At 67.7% G+C, this 19582-nt stretch carries 13 protein-coding genes and 1 pseudogene; 12 read left to right on the plus strand and 2 right to left on the minus strand.

Annotated features, from left to right (window positions below; genetic code table 11):
* Positions 1-164: 164 nt before the first annotated feature.
* The 4 genes and pseudogenes from M8R19_RS10665 to M8R19_RS10680 all read left to right on the plus strand — a co-directional run bounded on the left by M8R19_RS10665 (position 165) and on the right by M8R19_RS10680 (position 7106).
* Entirely contained in the window at positions 165-1766 is a 1602-nt protein-coding gene (locus M8R19_RS10665) for an ABC transporter substrate-binding protein (RefSeq protein WP_249917768.1), read from the plus strand.
* A gap of 33 nt (positions 1767-1799) precedes the next feature.
* Positions 1800-3425 (plus strand): ABC transporter substrate-binding protein, encoded by a 1626-nt coding sequence (locus M8R19_RS10670; RefSeq protein ID WP_116422621.1) that lies wholly within the window; start codon positions 1800-1802, stop codon positions 3423-3425.
* Positions 3426-4046: 621 nt separating this feature from the next.
* On the plus strand, positions 4047-5429 hold the full coding sequence (locus tag M8R19_RS10675) for an OprD family porin (protein ID WP_249917769.1): 1383 nt from the start codon (positions 4047-4049) through the stop codon (positions 5427-5429).
* Between the two features lie 289 nt (positions 5430-5718).
* A pseudogene (locus M8R19_RS10680) lies at positions 5719-7106 on the plus strand (OprD family outer membrane porin).
* 533 nt (positions 7107-7639) lie between these two features.
* Here the strand turns inward: M8R19_RS10680 and M8R19_RS10685 are convergent.
* A complete protein-coding gene (locus M8R19_RS10685; RefSeq protein WP_249920159.1) occupies positions 7640-8857 on the minus strand; it encodes a M24 family metallopeptidase in 1218 nt (405 codons plus the stop codon).
* 181 nt (positions 8858-9038) lie between these two features.
* On the opposite strand from M8R19_RS10685, the gene M8R19_RS10690 reads away from it, so the two are divergent.
* From M8R19_RS10690 to M8R19_RS10725, 8 genes are all read left to right on the plus strand, one after another.
* On the plus strand, positions 9039-9602 hold the full coding sequence (locus tag M8R19_RS10690) for a helix-turn-helix domain-containing protein (protein WP_009617731.1): 564 nt from the start codon (positions 9039-9041) through the stop codon (positions 9600-9602).
* Between the two features lie 221 nt (positions 9603-9823).
* A complete protein-coding gene (locus M8R19_RS10695; protein WP_249920160.1) occupies positions 9824-11425 on the plus strand; it encodes an ABC transporter substrate-binding protein in 1602 nt (533 codons plus the stop codon).
* Positions 11426-11570: 145 nt separating this feature from the next.
* Complete coding sequence (locus M8R19_RS10700; protein ID WP_249917770.1) at positions 11571-12950, plus strand: OprD family porin; 1380 nt, start codon at positions 11571-11573, stop codon at positions 12948-12950.
* Positions 12951-12960: 10 nt separating this feature from the next.
* The gene (locus tag M8R19_RS10705; RefSeq protein ID WP_249917771.1) at positions 12961-14559 is read left to right on the plus strand and encodes an ABC transporter substrate-binding protein; all 1599 of its coding nucleotides are present in this window, start codon (positions 12961-12963) and stop codon (positions 14557-14559) included.
* A 64-nt stretch (positions 14560-14623) separates the two neighbouring features.
* Complete coding sequence (locus M8R19_RS10710; protein WP_043315252.1) at positions 14624-15634, plus strand: ABC transporter permease subunit; 1011 nt, start codon at positions 14624-14626, stop codon at positions 15632-15634.
* Between the two features lie 10 nt (positions 15635-15644).
* Entirely contained in the window at positions 15645-16556 is a 912-nt protein-coding gene (locus tag M8R19_RS10715) for an ABC transporter permease subunit (protein WP_009617722.1), read from the plus strand.
* Positions 16557-16680: 124 nt separating this feature from the next.
* Complete coding sequence (locus M8R19_RS10720) at positions 16681-17652, plus strand: ABC transporter ATP-binding protein (RefSeq protein WP_249917772.1); 972 nt, start codon at positions 16681-16683, stop codon at positions 17650-17652.
* Positions 17652-18623, plus strand: coding sequence for a peptide ABC transporter ATP-binding protein (locus tag M8R19_RS10725; protein ID WP_249917773.1), 972 nt, complete (start codon positions 17652-17654; stop codon positions 18621-18623). The genes M8R19_RS10720 and M8R19_RS10725 overlap by 1 nt, the downstream gene beginning before the upstream one ends.
* 303 nt (positions 18624-18926) lie before the next feature.
* On the opposite strand, the gene M8R19_RS10730 is transcribed toward M8R19_RS10725, so the two are convergent.
* On the minus strand, positions 18927-19553 hold the full coding sequence (locus M8R19_RS10730) for a LysE family translocator (protein WP_116422630.1): 627 nt from the start codon (positions 19551-19553) through the stop codon (positions 18927-18929).
* Positions 19554-19582 lie beyond the last annotated feature (29 nt).

Genomic DNA, 19582 nt, shown 5'->3' on the forward strand with positions numbered 1-19582 from the left:
GCGGCGGGCTTCTTGCGTTATTGCGACATTCCCTTACGACTTCCCCACAGCTTCTACACTGTGGCGGGTGTGGCCCTTGCGCCCGGCATGTGCCCTGCATAGTTTCAGGCGACACGCCCCACAAGGACGTGCCTCGATGACAACCACAACAAACTGAGGTCAGCATGCGCAAGAATGCCGTCATCCGCTCCATGATCGCCGCTGGGTTGATCGCCAGCGCTCCCTTCGCCCACGCCGCCGGCAACCTGGTGTTCTGCTCCGAGGGCAGCCCGGCGGGCTTCGACCCCGGCCAGTACACCACCGGCACCGATTTCGACGCCTCCGCCGAGACGGTATTCAACCGCCTCACCCAGTTCGAACGCGGCGGCACCCAGGTGATCCCCGGGCTGGCCGAGAAGTGGGACGTATCCGATGACGGCAAGACCTACACCTTCCACCTGCGCCACGGCGTGAAGTTCCACACCACCGACTACTTCAAGCCCAGCCGCGAATTCAACGCCGACGACGTGCTGTTCACCTTCAACCGCATGCTCGACAAGAACCACCCGTTCCGTAAGGCCTATCCCACCGAATTCCCCTACTTCACCGACATGGGCATGGACGCCAACATCGCCAAGGTGGAGAAGGTCGACGACTACACCGTCAGGTTCGTCCTCAACGAGGTCGATGCCGCGTTCATCCAGAACCTGGCCATGAGCTTCGCCTCCATCCAGTCCGCCGAGTACGCCGACCAGCTGCTCAAGCAGAACCGCGCCAGCGACATCAACCAGAAGCCCATCGGCACCGGGCCCTTCGTGTTCAGCCGCTACCAGAAGGACTCGAACATCCGCTTCAAGGCCAACAAGGACTACTGGGTGCCCGGCGAGGTGAAGGTCGACAACCTGATCTTCGCCATCAACACCGACGCCTCGGTGCGCATGCAGAAGCTCAAGGCCAACGAGTGCCAGATCACCCTGTTCCCGCGCCCGGCGGACCTGGAGTCGCTGAAGAAGGACGCCAACCTGAACATGCCTTCGCAGCCGGGCTTCAACCTCGGCTACATCGCCTACAACGTGCTGCACAAGCCGCTGGACAAGCTGGAAGTGCGCGAGGCGCTGGACATGGCGGTGAACAAGAAGGCCATCATCGACGCCGTCTACCAGGGCGCCGGCCAGCTCGCCGTGAACGGCATGCCGCCGACCCAGTGGTCCTACGACGACAGCATCAAGGACGCCGGCTACGACCCGGAAAAGGCCAAGGAGCTGCTGAAGAAGGCCGGCGTGCCCGAAGGCACCGAGATCACCCTGTGGGCCATGCCCGTGCAGCGCCCGTACAACCCCAACGCCAAGCTGATGGCCGAGATGCTCCAGGCCGACTGGGCCAAGGTCGGCATCAAGGCCAAGATCGTCACCTACGAATGGGGCGAGTACATCAAGCGCGCCAAGGCCGGCGAGCACGACGCCATGCTGATCGGCTGGAGCGGCGACAACGGCGACCCGGACAACTGGCTGGGCACCCTGTACAGCTGCGACGCGGTCAACGGCAACAACTTCTCCAAATGGTGCGACCAGCCCTACGACAAGCTGATCAAGGAAGCCAAGCGCACCCCCGACCAGGCCAAGCGCACCGAGCTGTACAAGCAGGCCCAGCACATCCTCAAGGAGCAGGTGCCGATCACCCCGATCGCCCACTCCACCGTGTACCAGCCGATGCGCAAGACGGTCGAGGACTTCAAGATCAGCCCCTTCGCGCTCAACTCCTTCTACGGCGTGGGCGTCGGCAAGTAAGGCCCGCGGCCGCCGCGAGGCGGCTGTCACGCCATGCTGCGCTGGCCACAGCCGCTTGCCGATAGACGTCCGGGCCGCCCCGCGTGGGCGGCCCTGGCGTTGCTGCTCGCCGCCGCGCCGGCCCTGGCCCGGCCCCTGGTGGTATGCACCGAGGGCAGCCCGGAAGGCTTCGACATCACCCAGTACACCGCCGCCACCACCGCCGACGCCACGGCGGAGACGGTGTACGAACGCCTGGTGCAGTTCGCCCCCGGCAGCACGAAGGTGATCCCCGCGCTGGCGCAGAGCTGGGACATCAGCGCCGACGGCCTGGCCTACACCTTCCACCTGCGCCCCGGCGTGAAGTTCCAGCGCACCGACTACTTCACCCCCACCCGCACCTTCAATGCCGACGACGTGCTCTGGAGCTTCCAGCGCCAGCTCGACCCGACGCACCCGTGGAACAAGCTGGCCCCGCGCGGCTTCCCCTACGCCCAGTCGATGGGCCTGCCGGGGTTGATCGAGCGCGTCGAGAAAGTCGACGACCTGACGGTGCGCTTCACCCTGCGCCATCCCGAGGCGCCCTTCCTCGCCGACCTGGCCATGGGCTTCGCCTCCATCTATTCAGCCGAATACGCCGACCTGCTGCTGACGGCCGGCAAGCCCGAGCAACTGAACAACCTGCCCCTGGGCACCGGCCCCTTCGTCTTCCAGCGCTACCAGAAGGACGCCCAGGTGCGCTTCGCCGCCAACCCCGACTACTGGGGCGGCACGCCGAAGATCGAGCGCCTGCTGCTGGCGATCACCCCCGACCCCAGCGTGCGCCTCCAGAAACTGCGCGCCGGCGATTGCCAGGTGGCGGTGTACCCGCGGCCCACGGACATCCCCGAGCTGCGCAGGGACCCGCGCCTGAAGGTGGAGGAACTGGACTCCCTGCTGGTCGCCTACGTCGCCATCAACACCCGGCACAAGCCGCTGGACGACGTGCGCGTGCGCCAGGCCATCAACCTCGCCTTCGACCGCGACGCCTACCGCAAGGCGCAGTTCGGCGAGGGCGGCGCCAGCCCGGCGGTGGCGCCCTACCCGCCGACGCTGTGGGGTTCGGACGCGGACCTGAAGGGCTGGCCGCGCGACCTCGAACGGGCCCGCCAACTGCTGGCCGAAGCCGGCGTGCAGCCCGGGCAGAAGCTCAGCATCTGGACCCGCCCCGGCGGCGGCCCGACCAACCCCAACCCCGGCATAGGCGCGCAGATGCTGCAGAACGACCTGGGCAAGCTGGGCATCCGCGCCGACATCCGCGTCTACGAATGGGGCGAACTGATCCGCCGCGCCAAGCACGGCGAGCACGACCTGGTGTTCATGGGCTGGGTGGGCGACAACGGCGACCCGGACAACTTCCTCACCCCCAACCTGTCCTGCGCCGCCGCGCAGAGCGGCGAGAACATGGCCGGCTGGTGCAACGCCCAGTTCGACGACCTGCTGCGCCAGGCCCGCGCCAGCACAGACCAGGACGCCCGCGCCGCGCTGTACCGCCAGGCCCTGGCGATCTTCCAGCGCGAAGCGCCCTGGATAGCCCTGGCCTACCCGAAGCAGTTCGTGGTGCTGAGCCCCAGGGTGAAAGGCTTCACCCTCAGCCCGCTGGGCTCGAACAACTTCACCCACGTCGAACTGGGGCCCTGAGCCCGTATTTCCCGCCCCCTGTAGGAGCGAGCTTGCTCGCGAACCGCATGGCACCGCCTTTGTTCGCGAGCAAGCTCGCTCCTACGAGAAGCCGTACCCACCGGCTAAGGAGCGGACCTTGTCCGCGATAGCCGAAACCACCGGCGCGATTCGCGGATGAGATCCGCTTACGCTGCCCCACCCACGCCGTTCCCATGTAGGAGCGCGCCCTGCGCGCGAAATCGCGGGCAGGGCCCGCTCCTACAGGTGGGCGCCAAGATTCCCACCACGCTGCCTCCAAAAACACCGCGAAGCCTCTATTCCGGGCATCGGCGAGAAGCGGCGTAGTGAAGCACCAGGCATTTTTTCATTGTCGCGGCCGCCAGGCATGGCTTAGCTTCCCCCCTGAAGGTCCGGCAGCCCCGGCCCCCACACCTTCCACGGCACGGCAGACCCGCCGCTGCCGCCCCTGCGCCCGCCCCATCCGCTGCGGGCAGCCACGAGCCAGGCCCGACCGGCCAGGCTCTTCCAACAATCATCCCACCGCACTCGCTTCCCGCCTTGCAGCCGGCCACCGGCCGTTCCCGGCGCGCGCCCAGGTGCCCGCCGTTGCGCACAGCACTAGAAACGAGGAGCAATCAGATGACCAATCCACACATCCGCCCCACCACCATCGGCCTGGCGCTGCTCGCCGGCGTCACCGGCCAGGCCTGGGCGGCCGAAGAGGACGACAGGCAGCGGGGGCAGGCCGCCGCCAAGGGCTTCATCGAAGGCCAGAGCCTGACCCTGAGCACCCGCAACTTCGCCTCCCGTGAGCAGAAGCACGGCCGCTTCATCTTCAAGATCCCCAAGGACGACGGCTACGAGCCCACCCACAGCCGGCGCACCTGGGTGCAGGGCAGCATCCTGCAGTACAGCTCCGGCTACACCCGGGGCACCGTCGGCTTCGGCCTCGACGTCGGCGCCTTCCATGCCCTCAACCTGGAGCGCGGCAAGGGCGTCGTCGCCGGCGGCAGCAACCGCACCCTGACCGACAGCGACGGTCGGCCGCTGGACGAGTGGTCCAAGCTGGGCGTGGCCAACCTGCGCCTGCGGCTGTCCAACAGCGAACTGCGCGCCGGCCGCTTCCAGGTCGAGACGCCGGTGCTAGCCACCATCGACAACCGCGCCCTGCCCTCCACCTTCCGCGGCGTCGGCCTGACCAGCAGCGAACTCACCGGGCTCAGGCTGCAGGCCGGCAGCTTCGATCGCGTCAGCCCGCGCACCGGGGCCGGCGACGAGAAACTCACCACCACCTACGGTGACCGCAAGGCCAAGGGCGACCGCTACAGCTACCTCGGCGGGACCTACCGCGCGACGCCCAACCTCAGCCTCAGCGCCTACGGCGGCGAGTTCGAGGACATCTGGCGGCAGTACTACCTGGGCTTCTCCCACGACCTCGGCGACCCCGACGTGCTGGCCCTGCACACCCGCTTCGACGGCTACAGCACCCGCGATGCCGGCAGCCGCAAGGCCGGCTACATCGACAACGATACCTGGAGCCTGGCCTTCACCCTCGCCCGCGGCGCCCATAGCCTGATGGCGGGCTGGCAGCAGGTCGATGGCGACGAGTACTTCGACTACGTCAACGAGACCGCGGCCATCTACCTGGTCAACTACCTGCAATCCGACTACAACGGCCCCAACGAGAAGTCCGCCCAGCTGGCCTACGGCACCGACTGGGCCCGCTACGGCATACCGGGGCTGAGCAGCACGTTGTGGTACGCCAAGGGCTGGGGCATCGACGGCACCCGCTACGACGGCGACCGCAACGGCGCCCACGGCAGCTACGCCGAGGTGCGCAAGCAGGATGGCGAAAGGCATCGCGAACTGGGCATGACGCTCGCCTACAAGATCCAGGACGGCCCGCTCAAGAGCAGCAGCATCAAGCTGACCTACCGGCGCCACCGGGCCAGCCAGAACCAGGCCGACGGCAGCATCGACGACGTGCGCCTGATCACCACCCTGCCCTTCAACCTGCTGTAGTCCCCACCCCGGCGCCGCCCCGCCAGAGGCGGCGCCGGGCAGGTACGCGCCCTCCATCGCCCCCGCGCCTACCTTCGACGAGTACCCCGTCGCCCGAATGCAATCCCCTGAATATTCGGAATTTTCCGTTTTTCGCAGCGCGGCCGAATCCGCCTTGATCGCCCTTCCCGCCCCCACTTAGCTTCGGCCCCTCACAGGGGCCGGGGCGTCCATCAGGCACACCCCGGACGCCGGTACCGTCATCGGCATAGCCCCTCCAACAAGAAAAACAAGAAGGGAGCAACAGCCAATGATCCAGCAGCACATCCGCCCCACGGCCCTGGGCCTGTCCCTTGGCGCCTGTCTGTTCGGCCAGGCCTGGGCCGCCGAGGACGATCGCCGCGAAGCCCGCGGCCAGGCCGGCGCCAAGGGCTTCGTCGAAGGCCAGAGCCTGAGCCTGCGCACCCGCAACTTCGCAGCCCTGGAGCAGGCCCAGGACAGCAACGGCTTCCGCATCCCCAAGGAGGGCGGCTCGGAGTTCACCCACAACCGCCGCACCTGGGTGCAGGGCACCCTGCTCAAGTACAGCTCCGGCTACACCCAGGCACCGTCGGCTTCGGCCTGGACGTGGCCGGCTACCACGCCCTCAGCCTGGAGCGCGGCAAGGGCGTGATCGCCGGCGGCGGCGGCAACCGCACCCTGACCGACAGCGACGGCAACGCGGTGGACGAATGGTCCAAGCTGGGCATCGCCAACCTGCGCCTGCGCGTCTCCGGCACCGAGCTCAGGGGCGGCCGCTTCCAGGTCGACACGCCGGTGTTCAACAGCCACGACAACCGCGTCCTGCCCGCCAGCTTCGACGGTTTCGCCCTGCTCAGCGAGGAACTGCCGGGCCTGGCGCTGCAGGCCGGCAGCTTCACCCGCGCCAGCCCCCGCGCCGGCGCCGGCGAGGAGGACCTGACCACCGAATACGGCACCCGCCTGGCCAAGGGCGACCGCTACAGCTACCTCGGCGGCAGCTACAAGGCCCCCGGCGGCCTGTCGGCAACCCTCTACGGCGGGCATTTCGAGGACGTCTGGAACCAGTACTACCTGGGCCTGGGCCACAGCATGGGCAACCCGCAGAAGCTCGCCCTGCGGGCCCGCGCCAACCTCTACAGCACTCGCGACACAGGCCGCCGCGCCGCCGGCTACATCGACAACGACACCTGGAGCCTGGACTTCACCCTCAGCCGCGGCGCCCATTCGCTGATGTTCGGCTGGCAGCAGGTCGAAGGCGACGAATACTTCGACTACGTGCACGAGACCAAGGCCATCCACCTGAGCAACGTGGCCTTCGCCGACTACAACGGGCCCAACGAGAAATCCGCGCAGCTGCGCTACAACACCGACTGGGCGGCCTACGGCGTGCCGGGGCTGAGTACCTCGGTGTGGTACGTCAAGGGCTGGGACATCGACGGCACGGGCTACACCGGCGACCGCAACGGCGCCTACGGCAACTACGCGAAGGTCCGCGAGCAGGACGGCGAGAAGCACCGCGAACTGGGCCTCTCGGCCGCCTACGTGGTGCAGAACGGGGCGCTCAAGCGCAGCCACTTCCGCCTCATGTACGTCAGCCACCGCGCCAGCCAGAAGCAGGGCAACGGCAGCGTCGACGAGCTGCGGCTGGTCAGTACCTTTCCCTTCGAGTTGCTCTAGCCACCGTGCAACATTGCAGGCTGTACCGAGGTGCTCGCGCCTACGAAAAGCTGTGATCGCCTGCAACGTAGGAGCGGACCTTGTCCGCGATAGCCGGGCATATCGGCGCGATTCGCGGATGAGATCCGCTCCTACGCAACCCCACCCGCACCAGTCCCCTGTAGGAGCGCGCCCTGCGCGCGAATCGCAGGCAGGGCCTGCTCCTACAGGTCGCCGGGCAGCGCGGCATTTCTCCCGTAGGAGCGGACCTTGTCCGCGATAGCCGAACGCCCCGGCGCGATCACGGATGAAATCCTGCGCCGCCATTCCCCTGTAGGAGCGCGCCCTGCGCGCGAATCGCGGGCAGGGCCTGCTCCTACAGGTCGCCGGGCAGCGCGGTATTTCTCCCGTAGGAGCGGACCTTGTCCGCGATAGCCGAACGCCCCGGCGCGATCACGGATGAAATCCTGCGCCGCCATCCCCTGTAGGAGCGCGCCCTGCGCGCGAATCGCGGGCAGGGCCCGCTCCTACAATGCCCTCCGGTGCGGTAGGCCTTACCCCGCCAGACCGAACGGATCGTCGATGGAATGGCTCGGCCAGGTGAACCAGCGTGGGCCTTCGGCGCTCATGTAGAAGTGGTCTTCCAGGCGGATGCCGAACTCGCCGGGCACGCAGATCATCGGTTCGTTGCTGAAGCACATGCCGGCCTCCAGCGGGGTTTCGTCGCCGCGCACCAGGTAGGGGCCTTCGTGTATGTCCAGGCCGATGCCGTGGCCGGTGCGGTGCGGCAGGCCGGGCAAGGCGTAGTCCGGGCCCAGGCCGCCGGCTTCCAGGCAGCGCCTCGCGGCGGCGTCCACCGCCTGGCAGGGCGCACCCGGCACGGCGGCGGCGAAGGCGGCCAGCTGCGCGGCCTTCTCCAGGCTCCACAGGCTGCGCTGGCGCTCGCTGGGGGTGCCGAATACGTAGCTGCGGGTGATGTCCGAGTTGTAGCCGTGCAGCTGGCAGCCGGTGTCGATCAGCACCATGTCGCCTTCGCGCAGCGGGCGCGGCTCGCGCACGCCGTGGGGGAAAGCGCTGTCCTCGCCGAACAGCACGATGCAGAAGGTCGAGCCGGGCGCGCCGACGCGGCGGTGCGCGGCCTCGATGAAGCGCACCACCTCGGTGGTGGTGATGCCCTCGCGGAGGATGCTGGCGACGGCCTTGTGCACTTCCAGGGTCATGTCCTTGGCGCGCTGCATCAGTGCCAGCTCGGCGGCCGACTTGCGCTGCCGGCCGTGGTCGACAGCGGCACCGGCATCCACCAGGCGCAGCGAACCGACGACTTCGCGCAGGCGCTCGACCATGCCGAACGGCAGGCTCGGGCACAGGCCGAGGCGGGCGTTGGCCGGCACGCCCAGCTCCACCAGCATGTCCAGCAGCAGGCGGTAGGGACTCTGGTGTTCCTGCCAGGTGCGGATCGCCCCGGGCAGCACCTGGAAGTCGCGCACCGTGCCCTCCTCGAAGGCCGGGGCGAGGTACTGCGGCTCGCCCTCGGCGGGCACCAGCAGGCCGACCAGGCGTTCACTGGGGTTCCATTTCACCCCGCTGAAATAGCGCAGGTAGTTGCCGGCATCGACGAACGCCGCGGCCATGCCCTGCTCGCGCAGGCGCGCCTGCAGGCCGGCCACGCGGGCCCGGTATTCGTCCAGCCCGATCGGCCCGACGCCGCCGCTCATGTCGTGCAGCCCCGCCAGAGCCTGCTCGGGACTGCTGCCCCCAACGCCCAACGTCATAGCCAACTCCCATCCTGAAAAATTCAGCGGAATTTAAGCATTACTTAAATTTCATGCCAAACGAATTTTAAGCACCACTTAAATACACAGAAGAAGCCTCCTCCACCCGCCAACCTTTCCGGCCCTCTTCCTCCGCCTTCCTTCGCCGGTATACTGCCGACATCCTCCAAGAGCCCAGCCAATGACCGTCGATCGAATCGGAGAGCGCCTGCGTCGCTATCGGCGCGCCGCGAAGAAGACCCTCAACCAGGTGGCCAGCGAATCCGGCCTCACCGCCAGCTTCCTGTCCCAGGCCGAACGCAACCTCACCGGGGTTTCCATCTCGTCCCTGGCCAGCATCGCCAAGTCCCTGGGGGTGCCGCTCAACGAGCTGTTCGACCAGCCGCAGCAAGCGCAGCCGGACACCCACCAGGGCGAGCGCGTGCGCTATGCCATCGAGGGCCAGCCGCTGGGCTACGAGCGCCTGTCCAGTTCCTTCCCCGGCAACCAGCTCAACGCAGTGAAGATGAACATGCCGGTCGGCTACCAGTCCGAGCTGATTGCCCACGAGGGCGCGGAATTCGCCTACGTGCTCAGCGGCAGCATCGTCTACACCATCGACGGCCGCAGCTACCCCCTGGGCCCCGGCGACTCGGTGCACTTCGACGCCGGCAAGCCCCACTGCCTGCGCAATGCCGGCGAGGAAACCGCCGAGGTGCTGACCGTCACCACCATGCCGCTGTTCGGCGAGCATCCGGGCACCTGAGACATTCCCTAGGTATTAGGACTCTTCTGATTTTTGCAGTAGCACTGAATTTAAGTTGACCTTAATTTCAGCCTGACTTAACTTCGCGTTCGACGTTCGCCGGCTACCCCGGCGGCATCCGACCATCGCCCACGGGGGAGCGGTGGCGCCCGAGCCGGCACAGGCCCATCAGGCCCATGCCCGGCTCCCTCAGAAAAAGAACAACGAGGTTAGGCATGCGTATGAAGCGTCGTAACTCCATGCATTCACTGGTCGCCGGCGGCCTGCTGCTGGCCAGCTCGGCGAGCTTCGCCGGCAACACCCTGGTGTACTGCTCCGAAGGCAGCCCGGCCGGCTTCGACCCGGGCCAGTACACCACCGGCACCGACTACGACGCCACGTCGGAAACCCTGTTCAACCGCCTGGTGCAGTTCGAGCGCGGCGGCACCGAGGCCGTGCCGGCCCTGGCCGAAAGCTGGGAGACCAGCGCCGACGGCAAGGCCTGGACCTTCCACCTGCGCCACGGCGTGAAGTTCCATACCACCGACTACTTCAAGCCCAGCCGCGAGTTCAACGCCGACGACGTGGTCTTCACCTTCGAGCGCATGCTCGACAAGGACCAGCCGTTCCGCAAGGCCTACCCCACCGAGTTCCCCTACTTCACCGACATGGGCCTGGACCGCAACATCGCCAGGGTGGAGAAGCTCGACGACTACAGCGTCCGCTTCGTCCTCAACGAGGTCGACGCCGCCTTCATCCAGAACCTGGCCATGAGCTTCGCGGCCATCCAGTCCGCCGAGTATGCCGGCCAGTTGCTCGCCCGGGGCAAGGCCAGCGAGATCAACCAGAAGCCCATCGGCACCGGGCCCTTCGTGCTCAGCCGCTACCAGAAGGACGCGCTGATCCGCTTCAAGGGCAACAAGGACTACTGGAAGCCCGAGGACGTGCGCCTGGACAACCTGATCTTCGCCATCAACACCGACGCCTCGGTGCGCATGCAGAAGCTCAAGGCCGGCGAATGCCAGATCAGCCTCAACCCGCGCCCGGCGGACCTGGCCTCGCTGAAGCAGGACGCAAACCTGAACATGCCCTCGCAGCCGGGCTTCAACCTCGGCTACATCGCCTACAACGTCACCCACAAGCCGCTGGACCGCGTCGAGGTGCGCCAGGCGCTGGACATGGCGGTGAACAAGCAGGCGATCATCGACGCCATCTACCAGGGCGCCGGCCAGCTGGCGGTGAACGCCATGCCGCCGACGCAGTGGTCCTATGACGAGTCGATCAAGGGCCAGGCCTACGATCCGGCCAAGGCCCGCGAACTGCTGAAGCAGGCCGGCATCGCCGAAGGCACCGAGATCACCCTCTGGGCCATGCCGGTGCAGCGCCCGTACAACCCCAATGCCAAGTTGATGGCCGAGATGATCCAGGCCGACTGGGCCAAGGTCGGCATCAAGGCCAGGATCGTCAGCTACGAGTGGGGCGAGTACATCAAGCGCGCCCACGCCGGCGAGCACGACGCCGCCCTGTTCGGCTGGACCGGCGACAACGGCGACCCGGACAACTGGCTCGGCACCCTCTACGGCTGCGACGCGGTCAACGGCAACAACATCTCCAAGTGGTGCGACGCGGCCTACGACAAGCTGGTCAAGCAGGCCAAGGCCACCACCGACCACGCCCAGCGCGTCACCCTCTACCAGCAGGCCCAGCAGCTGCTCGCCCAGCAACTGCCCATCAGCCCCATCGCCCACTCCACGGTGTACCAGCCCATGCGCAAGTCGGTGCAGGGCTTCCTCATCAGCCCCTTCGGGCGCAACACCTTCTACGGCGTGAGCAACCAGCCCTAGCCGAGGCTTTCGGCCCGCCGACCCGGCGCAGACCGGGCGGCCCTTCGTTTCGCCACTGCCCCACACCCCGCGCGCCCGCTCCGGCAGGCGCGGCGGGATGCGTTTGCCGTCTCGAACAACAACGAAGAAGAAAAAGGAGCAATCCATGCAGTGTCCCTACCTCAAACCCGCTGTACTGGGCCTGGCGATCGGCGCCGGGCTGCTCGGCCAGGCCCAGGCCGCCGAGGACGATGCGAACAAGGGCCAGGCCGGCGCCAGCGGCTTCATCGAGGGCCAGAAACTGACCCTGAGCACGCGCAACTTCTTTTCCCGCGAGCAGATGCACGACAGCTTCGGCTTCCGCATTCCCAAGGAAGGCGGCTCGGAATTCACCCACAGCCGCCGCGCCTGGGTGCAGGGCACCATCCTCCAGTACAGCTCCGGCTATACCCAGGGCACCGTCGGCTTCGGCCTCGACGTGGCCGGCTTCAACGCCATCAACCTGGAGCGCGGCAAGGGCGTGATCGGCGGCGGCGGCAACCGCACCCTGGCCCACAGCGACGGCGAGGCGCTGGACGAGTGGTCGAAGCTGGGCATCGCCAACCTGCGCCTGCGCGTCTCCAACACCGAGCTCAAGGCCGGGCGCTTCCAGGTGGAGACACCGGTGTTCAACAGCATCGACAACCGCGCCCTGCCGTCGAGCTTCAACGGCGTCGGCCTGCTCAGCGAGGAGCTGGCCGGCCTCTCGCTGCAGGCCGGCAGCTTCACCCGCGCCAGCCCGCGCACCGGGGCGGGCGACGAGGACTTCACCACCGAGTACGGCACGCGCCAGGTCAAGGGCGACCGCTACAGCTACCTCGGCGGCACCTACAAGGTCGCCGACAACCTCTCGGTGAGCGCCTACGGCGGGCATTTCGAGGACGTCTGGAACCAGTACTACCTCGGCTTCTCCCACGACCTGGGCGATGCGCAGAGCCTGGCCCTGAACACCAGCTTCAACCTCTACAGCACCCGCGACACCGGCAACCGCGAGGCCGGCTACATCGACAACGACACCTGGAGCCTGGCCTTCACCCTCAGCCATGGCGCCCACAGCCTGATGCTCGGCTGGCAGCAGGTGGACGGCAACGAGTACTTCGACTACGTGCACGAGACCTCGGCCATCTACCTGGCCAACTCGCTGCTGTCGGACTACAACGGTCCCAACGAAAAATCCGTGCAGCTGCGCTACGGCACCGACTTCGCGCCCTACGGCGTGCCCGGCCTGAGCACCGCGGTGTGGTACGCCAAGGGCTGGGACATCGACGGCACCCACTACGACGGCGATCGCAACGGCGCCTACGGCAACTATGCCGAGGTCCGCAACCAGGACGGCGAGAAGCACCACGAGCTGGGCCTGATGGGCACCTACGTGGTCCAGGACGGCCCGCTCAAGCGCAGCAAGTTCCGCCTGATGTACATGAAGCACCTGGCCAGCCAGAACCAGGTCGACGGCAGCGTCGACGAGGTCCGCCTGGTCAGCACCTTCCCCTTCGACCTGCTGTAGGAGAACCCCCATGATCCCGCGCTACCTGCCCCTGCTCCTGGCGCTCGGCGCCGGCCCCGCGCTGGCGCAGAACCTGGTGGTGTGCACCGAGGCCAGCCCCGAAGGTTTCGACATCGTCCAGTACACCGGCGCGGTCACCGCCGACGCCGCCGCCGAGACGGTGTTCAGCCGCCTGGTGGCGTTCCGCCCGGGCACCACCGAGGTAGTGCCGGCCCTGGCGCAGAGTTGGGAGGTCAGCCCCGACGGGCTGGCCTACACCTTCCGCCTGCGCCCGGGGGTGAAGTTCCACAGCACCGACTACTTCAAGCCCAGCCGCACGCTGAACGCCGACGACGTGCTCTGGAGCTTCCAGCGCGCGCTGGACCCGCAGCACCCCTGGCACGCCTCGGCGCCGCGCGGCTACGCCTACTTCGAGGCCATGGGCATGGGCGAGCTGATCAAGTCGGTGGACAAGCTCGACGAGCTGACCGTGCGCTTCACCCTCAACCACCCGGAAGCGCCCTTCCTCGCCGACATGGCCATGGGCTTCGCTTCCATCTACTCGGCCGAATATGGCGACCAGCTGCTCAAGGCCGGCAAGCAGGAACAGCTCAACGCCCAGCCCATCGGCACCGGCCCCTTCGTCTTCAGCCGCTACGCCCGCGACGCCCAGGTGCGCTACAAGGCCAACCCGGACTACTTCGGCGGCAAGCCGGCCATCGACAACCTGGTGTTCGCCATCACCCTCGACCCCAACGTGCGCATGCAGAAGCTGCGCCGCGGCGAATGCCAGGTGGCGCTCTACCCGAAGCCGGCCGACGTGCCGCAGCTGCAGAAGGAAGCGGGCCTGGCGGTGGACAGCACCGACGCCCTGCTGACCACCTACGTGGCCCTCAACACCCAGCACAAGCCGCTGGACGATGCGCGGGTGCGCCAGGCCATCAACCTGGCCATCGACAAGCCGGCGCTGCTGGAGGCGGTGTTCGGCCCCGGCGCGGCGACCCCGGCTATCAACCCCTACCCGGCGACGCTGCTCGGCTACAACCGGCAGCTCCAGGACTGGCCGCACGACCCCGGGCGCGCCCGGGCCCTGCTCAAGGAAGCCGGGGTGGACGACGGTCTGAAGCTGACGCTGTTCATCCGCAACGGCAGCTCGCCGACCATCCCCAACCCGGCGCTGGCGGCACAGATGATGCAGGCGGACCTGGCCAAGGTCGGCATCGCGCTGCAGATCCGCTCGCTGGAATGGGGCGAACTGCTCAAGCGCTCCAAGGCCGGCGAGCACGACCTCTCGCTGCTCGGCTGGGCCGGCGACAACGGCGACCCGGACAACTTCCTCAGCCCCAACCTCAGCTGCGCGGCGGCCAAATCCGGGGAAAACCAGGCGCGCTGGTGCGATGCGGCCTTCGAATCACTGATCCAGCAGGCCCGGCGCACCGACGAGCGGTCGAAACGGCAGGAACTTTATGAAAAGGCGACAAAGATATTCCACGAACAGGCCCCCTGGATTCCCCTGGCGCATCCTAAGCTGTTCAATGTGCGCCGCAGCAATATCGAGGGCTACACCATCAGCCCGCTGAGCAATAACAACTTCGCCGAGGTGCGGCTTTCCGATATCCGGGTGAAGTGACAATAAAAACGGGCGCCCGCGTTATCCCCGCGGGCAGCCGCGTGATGAGGAGTCCGCCCCCACCATGCTGAGTTTCATCGCACGCCGTTTCGGCCTGCTCATTCCCACCTTCTTCGGCGTCACGCTGCTGACCTTCGCGCTGATCCGCATGATCCCCGGCGACCCGGTCGAGGTGATGATGGGCGAGCGCCGCGTCGACCCGCAGATGCACGCCGAGGCCATGCACCGCCTGGGCCTGGACAAGCCGCTGTACCAGCAGTACCTGGACTACATCGGCAACCTCGCCCAGGGCAACCTCGGCGAATCCCTGGTGACCCGCGACAGCGTCTGGCACGAGTTCCTCACGCTGTTCCCGGCGACCCTGGAACTGGCCATCGCCGCCATGCTCTTCGCCGGCACCTTCGGCCTGCTGGCGGGGGTGATAGCGGCGCTCAAGCGCGGCTCGATCTTCGACCACGGGGTGATGACCATTTCCCTGGCCGGCTACTCGATGCCGATCTTCTGGTGGGGCCTGATCCTCATCATGCTGTTCTCCGTGACCCTCGGCTGGACGCCGGTGTCCGGGCGCCTGGACCTGCTCTACGACATCGAGCCGAAGACCGGCTTCATGCTCATCGACACCCTGCTCTCCGACGAGGAGGGCGCCTTCCTCGACGCCCTGCACCACCTCATCCTGCCAGCCATCGTGCTGGGCACCATCCCGCTGGCGGTGATCGCCCGCATGACCCGCTCGGCCATGCTCGAGGTGCTGCGCGAGGACTACGTGCGCACCGCCCGCGCCAAGGGCCTGTCGCCGGCCCGGGTGGTGTTCGTGCACGCCCTGCGCAACGCCATGATCCCGGTGCTCACCGTGTTCGGCCTGCAGGTCGGCGCGCTGCTGGCCGGCGCCGTGCTGACCGAGACCATCTTCTCCTGGCCGGGCATCGGCAAGTGGCTGATCGACGCCATCAGCCGCCGCGACTACCCGGTGGTGCAGAACGGCATCCTGCTGGTCGCCACCCTGGTGATCCTGGTCAACTTCACCGTGGACATCCTCTACGGCCTGGTCAACCCGCGCATCCGCCACCAACGCTGAGGAGCCCGCGATGAATTCCATGCAAAACGCTCCCGCCGGCGACCCGAGCCTGGTCTACCCCTCGCCCCTGAAAGAGTTCTGGCAAGCCTTCGCGCACAACAAGGGTGCGGTGGGCGGCCTGGCCTTCATGGTGCTGATCGTCTTCTGCGCGCTGTTCGCGCCCTGGGTGGCGCCCTACGACCCCAGCGAGCAGTTCCGCGACTTCCTGCTCACCCCGCCGGTGTGGCTGGAAGGCGGCACCGGGCAGTTCCTGCTGGGCACCGACGAAGTGGGCCGCGACATGCTCTCGCGGCTGATCTTCGGCGCCCGCCTGTCGCTGCTGATCGCCTTGAGTTCGGTGGTCATCTCGCTGCTGCCGGGGCTGGTGCTGGGCCTGGTCGCCGGCTTCTCGCCGAACCGCCTGGGCCCGGTGATCATGCGCCTGATGGACATCATGCTGGCGCTGCCCTCGCTGCTGCTGGCGGTGGCCATCGTCGCGGTGCTCGGCCCGGGGCTGTTCAACACCGTGATCGCCATCGCCGTGGTCTCGCTGCCCTCCTACGTGCGCCTGACCCGCGCGGCGGTGCTCGGCGAGGTCAACCGCGACTACGTCACCGCCTCGCGCCTGGCCGGCGCAGGCCTCTGGCGGCTGATGTTCGTCACCGTGCTGCCCAACTGCATGGCGCCGCTGATCGTCCAGGCCACCCTGAGCTTCTCCTCGGCCATCCTCGACGCTGCCGCCCTGGGCTTCCTCGGCCTCGGCGTGCAACCGCCGACCCCGGAGTGGGGCACCATGCTGGCCTCGGCGCGCGACTACATCGAGCGCGCCTGGTGGGTGGTGAGTCTGCCCGGCCTGGCCATCCTGCTCAGCGTGCTGGCCATCAACCTGGTGGGCGACGGCCTGCGCGACGCGCTGGACCCGAAACTCAAGAGCGCGGCGTGAGGAACATCTCGATGAAGACTGCGCTTTTCGTAGGAGCGAGCTTGCTCGCGAACCTGCCTCCCCGCCATACCGCCGTTCGCGAGCAAGCTCGCTCCTACAGGAAGAATTCGCTGGAGACCGCCGTATGAGCCTCCTGGAAATCCGCAACCTCTCGGTGCGCTTCGGCGGCGCCGACGCCGTGCCCGTGGTCGACGGCCTCGACCTGAACGTCGACAAGGGCGAGGTGCTGGCCATCGTCGGCGAGTCCGGCTCCGGCAAGTCGGTGACCATGATGGCGCTGATGGGCCTGATCGACGCCCCCGGGCGCATCACCGCCGACACCCTGCGCTTCGACGGCAGCGACATGCTCAAGCTCAAGGGCCGCGAGCGCCGGCGCATCGTCGGCAAGGACATCGCCATGGTCTTCCAGGACCCGATGACCGCGCTCAACCCCAGCTACACCGTGGGCTTCCAGATCGAGGAAGTGCTGCGCCTGCACCTGGGCCTGCGCGGCAAGGCCGCGCGCCAGCGCGCCCTGGAACTGCTGGAGAAGGTCGAAATCCCCGGCGCCGCCCAGCGCCTGGACGCCTACCCGCACCAGCTCTCCGGCGGCATGAGCCAGCGCGTGGCCATCGCCATGGCCATCGCCGGCGAGCCCAAGCTGCTGATCGCCGACGAACCCACCACGGCCCTGGACGTGACCATCCAGGCGCAGATCATGGAACTGCTGCTGAACCTGCAGCGCGACCAGGGCATGGCGCTGATCCTGATCACCCACGACCTCGCCGTGGTCGCCGAGACCGCCCAGCGCGTCTGCGTGATGTACGCCGGGCAGGCGGTGGAGATCGGCCAGGTGCCGGCGCTGTTCGACCTGCCCACCCATCCCTACACCGAGGCCCTGCTCAAGGCGATTCCCGAGCACAGCGCAGGCCTGGAACGCCTGGCCACCCTGCCCGGCATCGTCCCCGGGCGCTACGACCGGCCGCAGGGCTGCCTGCTGTCGCCGCGCTGCCCCTACGTGCAGGACAACTGCCGCGCCATCCGCCCGGCCCTGGAACCCCACGTCCGCGGCGCGGTGCGCTGCTACTACCCGCTGAACCTCAAGGAGGTGGTCTGATGGAAGCCGTACTGACCGCCCGCGACCTGACCCGCCACTACGACATCGCCCAGGGCCTGTTCAAGCCCCACGCCCTGGTCCGCGCCCTCAACGGCGTGTCCTTCGAACTGCAGGCCGGCAAGACCCTGGCGGTGGTCGGCGAGTCCGGCTGCGGCAAGTCGACCCTGGCCCGCGCCCTGACGCTGATCGAGGAGCCCACCTCCGGCTCCCTGCGCATCGCCGGCCAGGAAGTGAAGGGCGCCAGCCACGAGCAGCGCAAGCAACTGCGCCGCGACGTGCAGATGGTGTTCCAGAACCCCTACGCCTCGCTCAACCCGCGGCAGAAGATCGGCGACCAGCTCGGCGAGCCGCTGCTGATCAACACCAGCCTGTCGCGCAGCGAACGCCGCGAGCGGGTGCAGGCGATGATGCAGCAGGTGGGCCTGCGCCCGGAGCACTACCAGCGCTACCCGCACATGTTCTCCGGCGGCCAGCGCCAGCGCATCGCCCTGGCCCGCGCCATGATGCTGCAGCCCAAGGTGCTGGTGGCTGACGAGCCGACCTCGGCGCTGGACGTGTCCATCCAGGCCCAGGTGCTCAACCTGTTCATGGACCTGCAGCAGGAGTTCGGCACCGCCTACGTGTTCATCTCCCACAACCTGGCGGTGGTGCGCCACGTGGCCGACGACGTGCTGGTGATGTACCTCGGCCGCCCGGCGGAAATGGGCCCGGCGGACAAGCTCTACGAACGCCCGCTGCACCCCTACACCCGCGCCCTGCTCTCGGCCACCCCGGCGATCCACCCGGACCCGGGCAAGCCGAAGATCAAGATCCAGGGCGAGTTGCCCAACCCGCTCAACCCGCCCAGTGGCTGCGCCTTCCACAAGCGCTGCCCCTATGCGACGGAGCGTTGCAAGACGGAGGTGCCGGAACTGCGGCTGCTGGATGAGCGGCAGGTGGCTTGCCATCATGCGGAGCAGTTTCTGGGGTAATGGTGCTAATGCTGGGCTCCGCTCCCTCACCCTAACCCTCTCCCAAAGGGAGAGGGGACCGTTCGGAGTGTGCTGATATTTCGGAGTCAGCCGGACGCTGTGACATCCGGCTGAAACCTCACCCCCAGCCGGCACGGACAAGCCCCCTCTCCCTCCGGGAGAGGGCTGGGGTGAGGGGAACGGAGCATCCCTGTACTCCACAACTCCCCCCCACACCCACCCCCTCTTGTAGGAGCGAGCTTGCTCGCGAACCCGCCCAACCCCACTCCCCCCGGCGAAATCCATTCGCGAGCAAGCTCGCGCCTACACCTCCCTCAACAAAGCCAACCGCGCCCCAAACCCGATCAGCAACGAAGCAAAAGCCCACTGCTGCACCCTCTGCGCCACCACATGCCGCTCCAACCAACGCCCCAGCCGCGCCCCGCTCAACGCATAGAAACTATCGAACACCAACCCCACCCCCACCAGCACCGCCCCCAGCACGCCGAACTGCAACGCCAACGGCCCCGCATCCGGCCGCACGAACTGCGGCAGCAACACCGAACAGAACAACAACGCCTTGGGATTGAGCAGATTGGTCAACAACCCATTGCCAAAGGCTCGCCGCCAACTCCGCGCCTGAACCTCGGCCACAGGCTCGATACCCGCCAACGACGGCCGCGCCAGCAACATGCGCAGCCCCAGCCACGCCAGGTAGGCCGCGCCAGCCAAACGCACCACATCGAAGGTCCAGGGCACGCTGCGAAACAACAGCGCCAGCCCGGCACCAGCCAATACCACATGGCAGCCCCGCGCCGTGGCCAGGCCCAGGGCGGTGACCAGGGCCGTGCGGCCGCCGCGGCTGGCACCGGTGTGCAGCAGCAGGAGCATGTCCGGCCCGGGCAGCAGGTAGACCATCGCCAGGGCCAGCAGGAAGACGCCGAAATCCATGGTTCGCACTCCGCAGGAAGGGACTCCGG

The organism is Pseudomonas sp. R3.Fl (assembly GCF_023516765.1).
GTDB lineage: Bacteria > Pseudomonadota > Gammaproteobacteria > Pseudomonadales > Pseudomonadaceae > Pseudomonas > Pseudomonas citronellolis.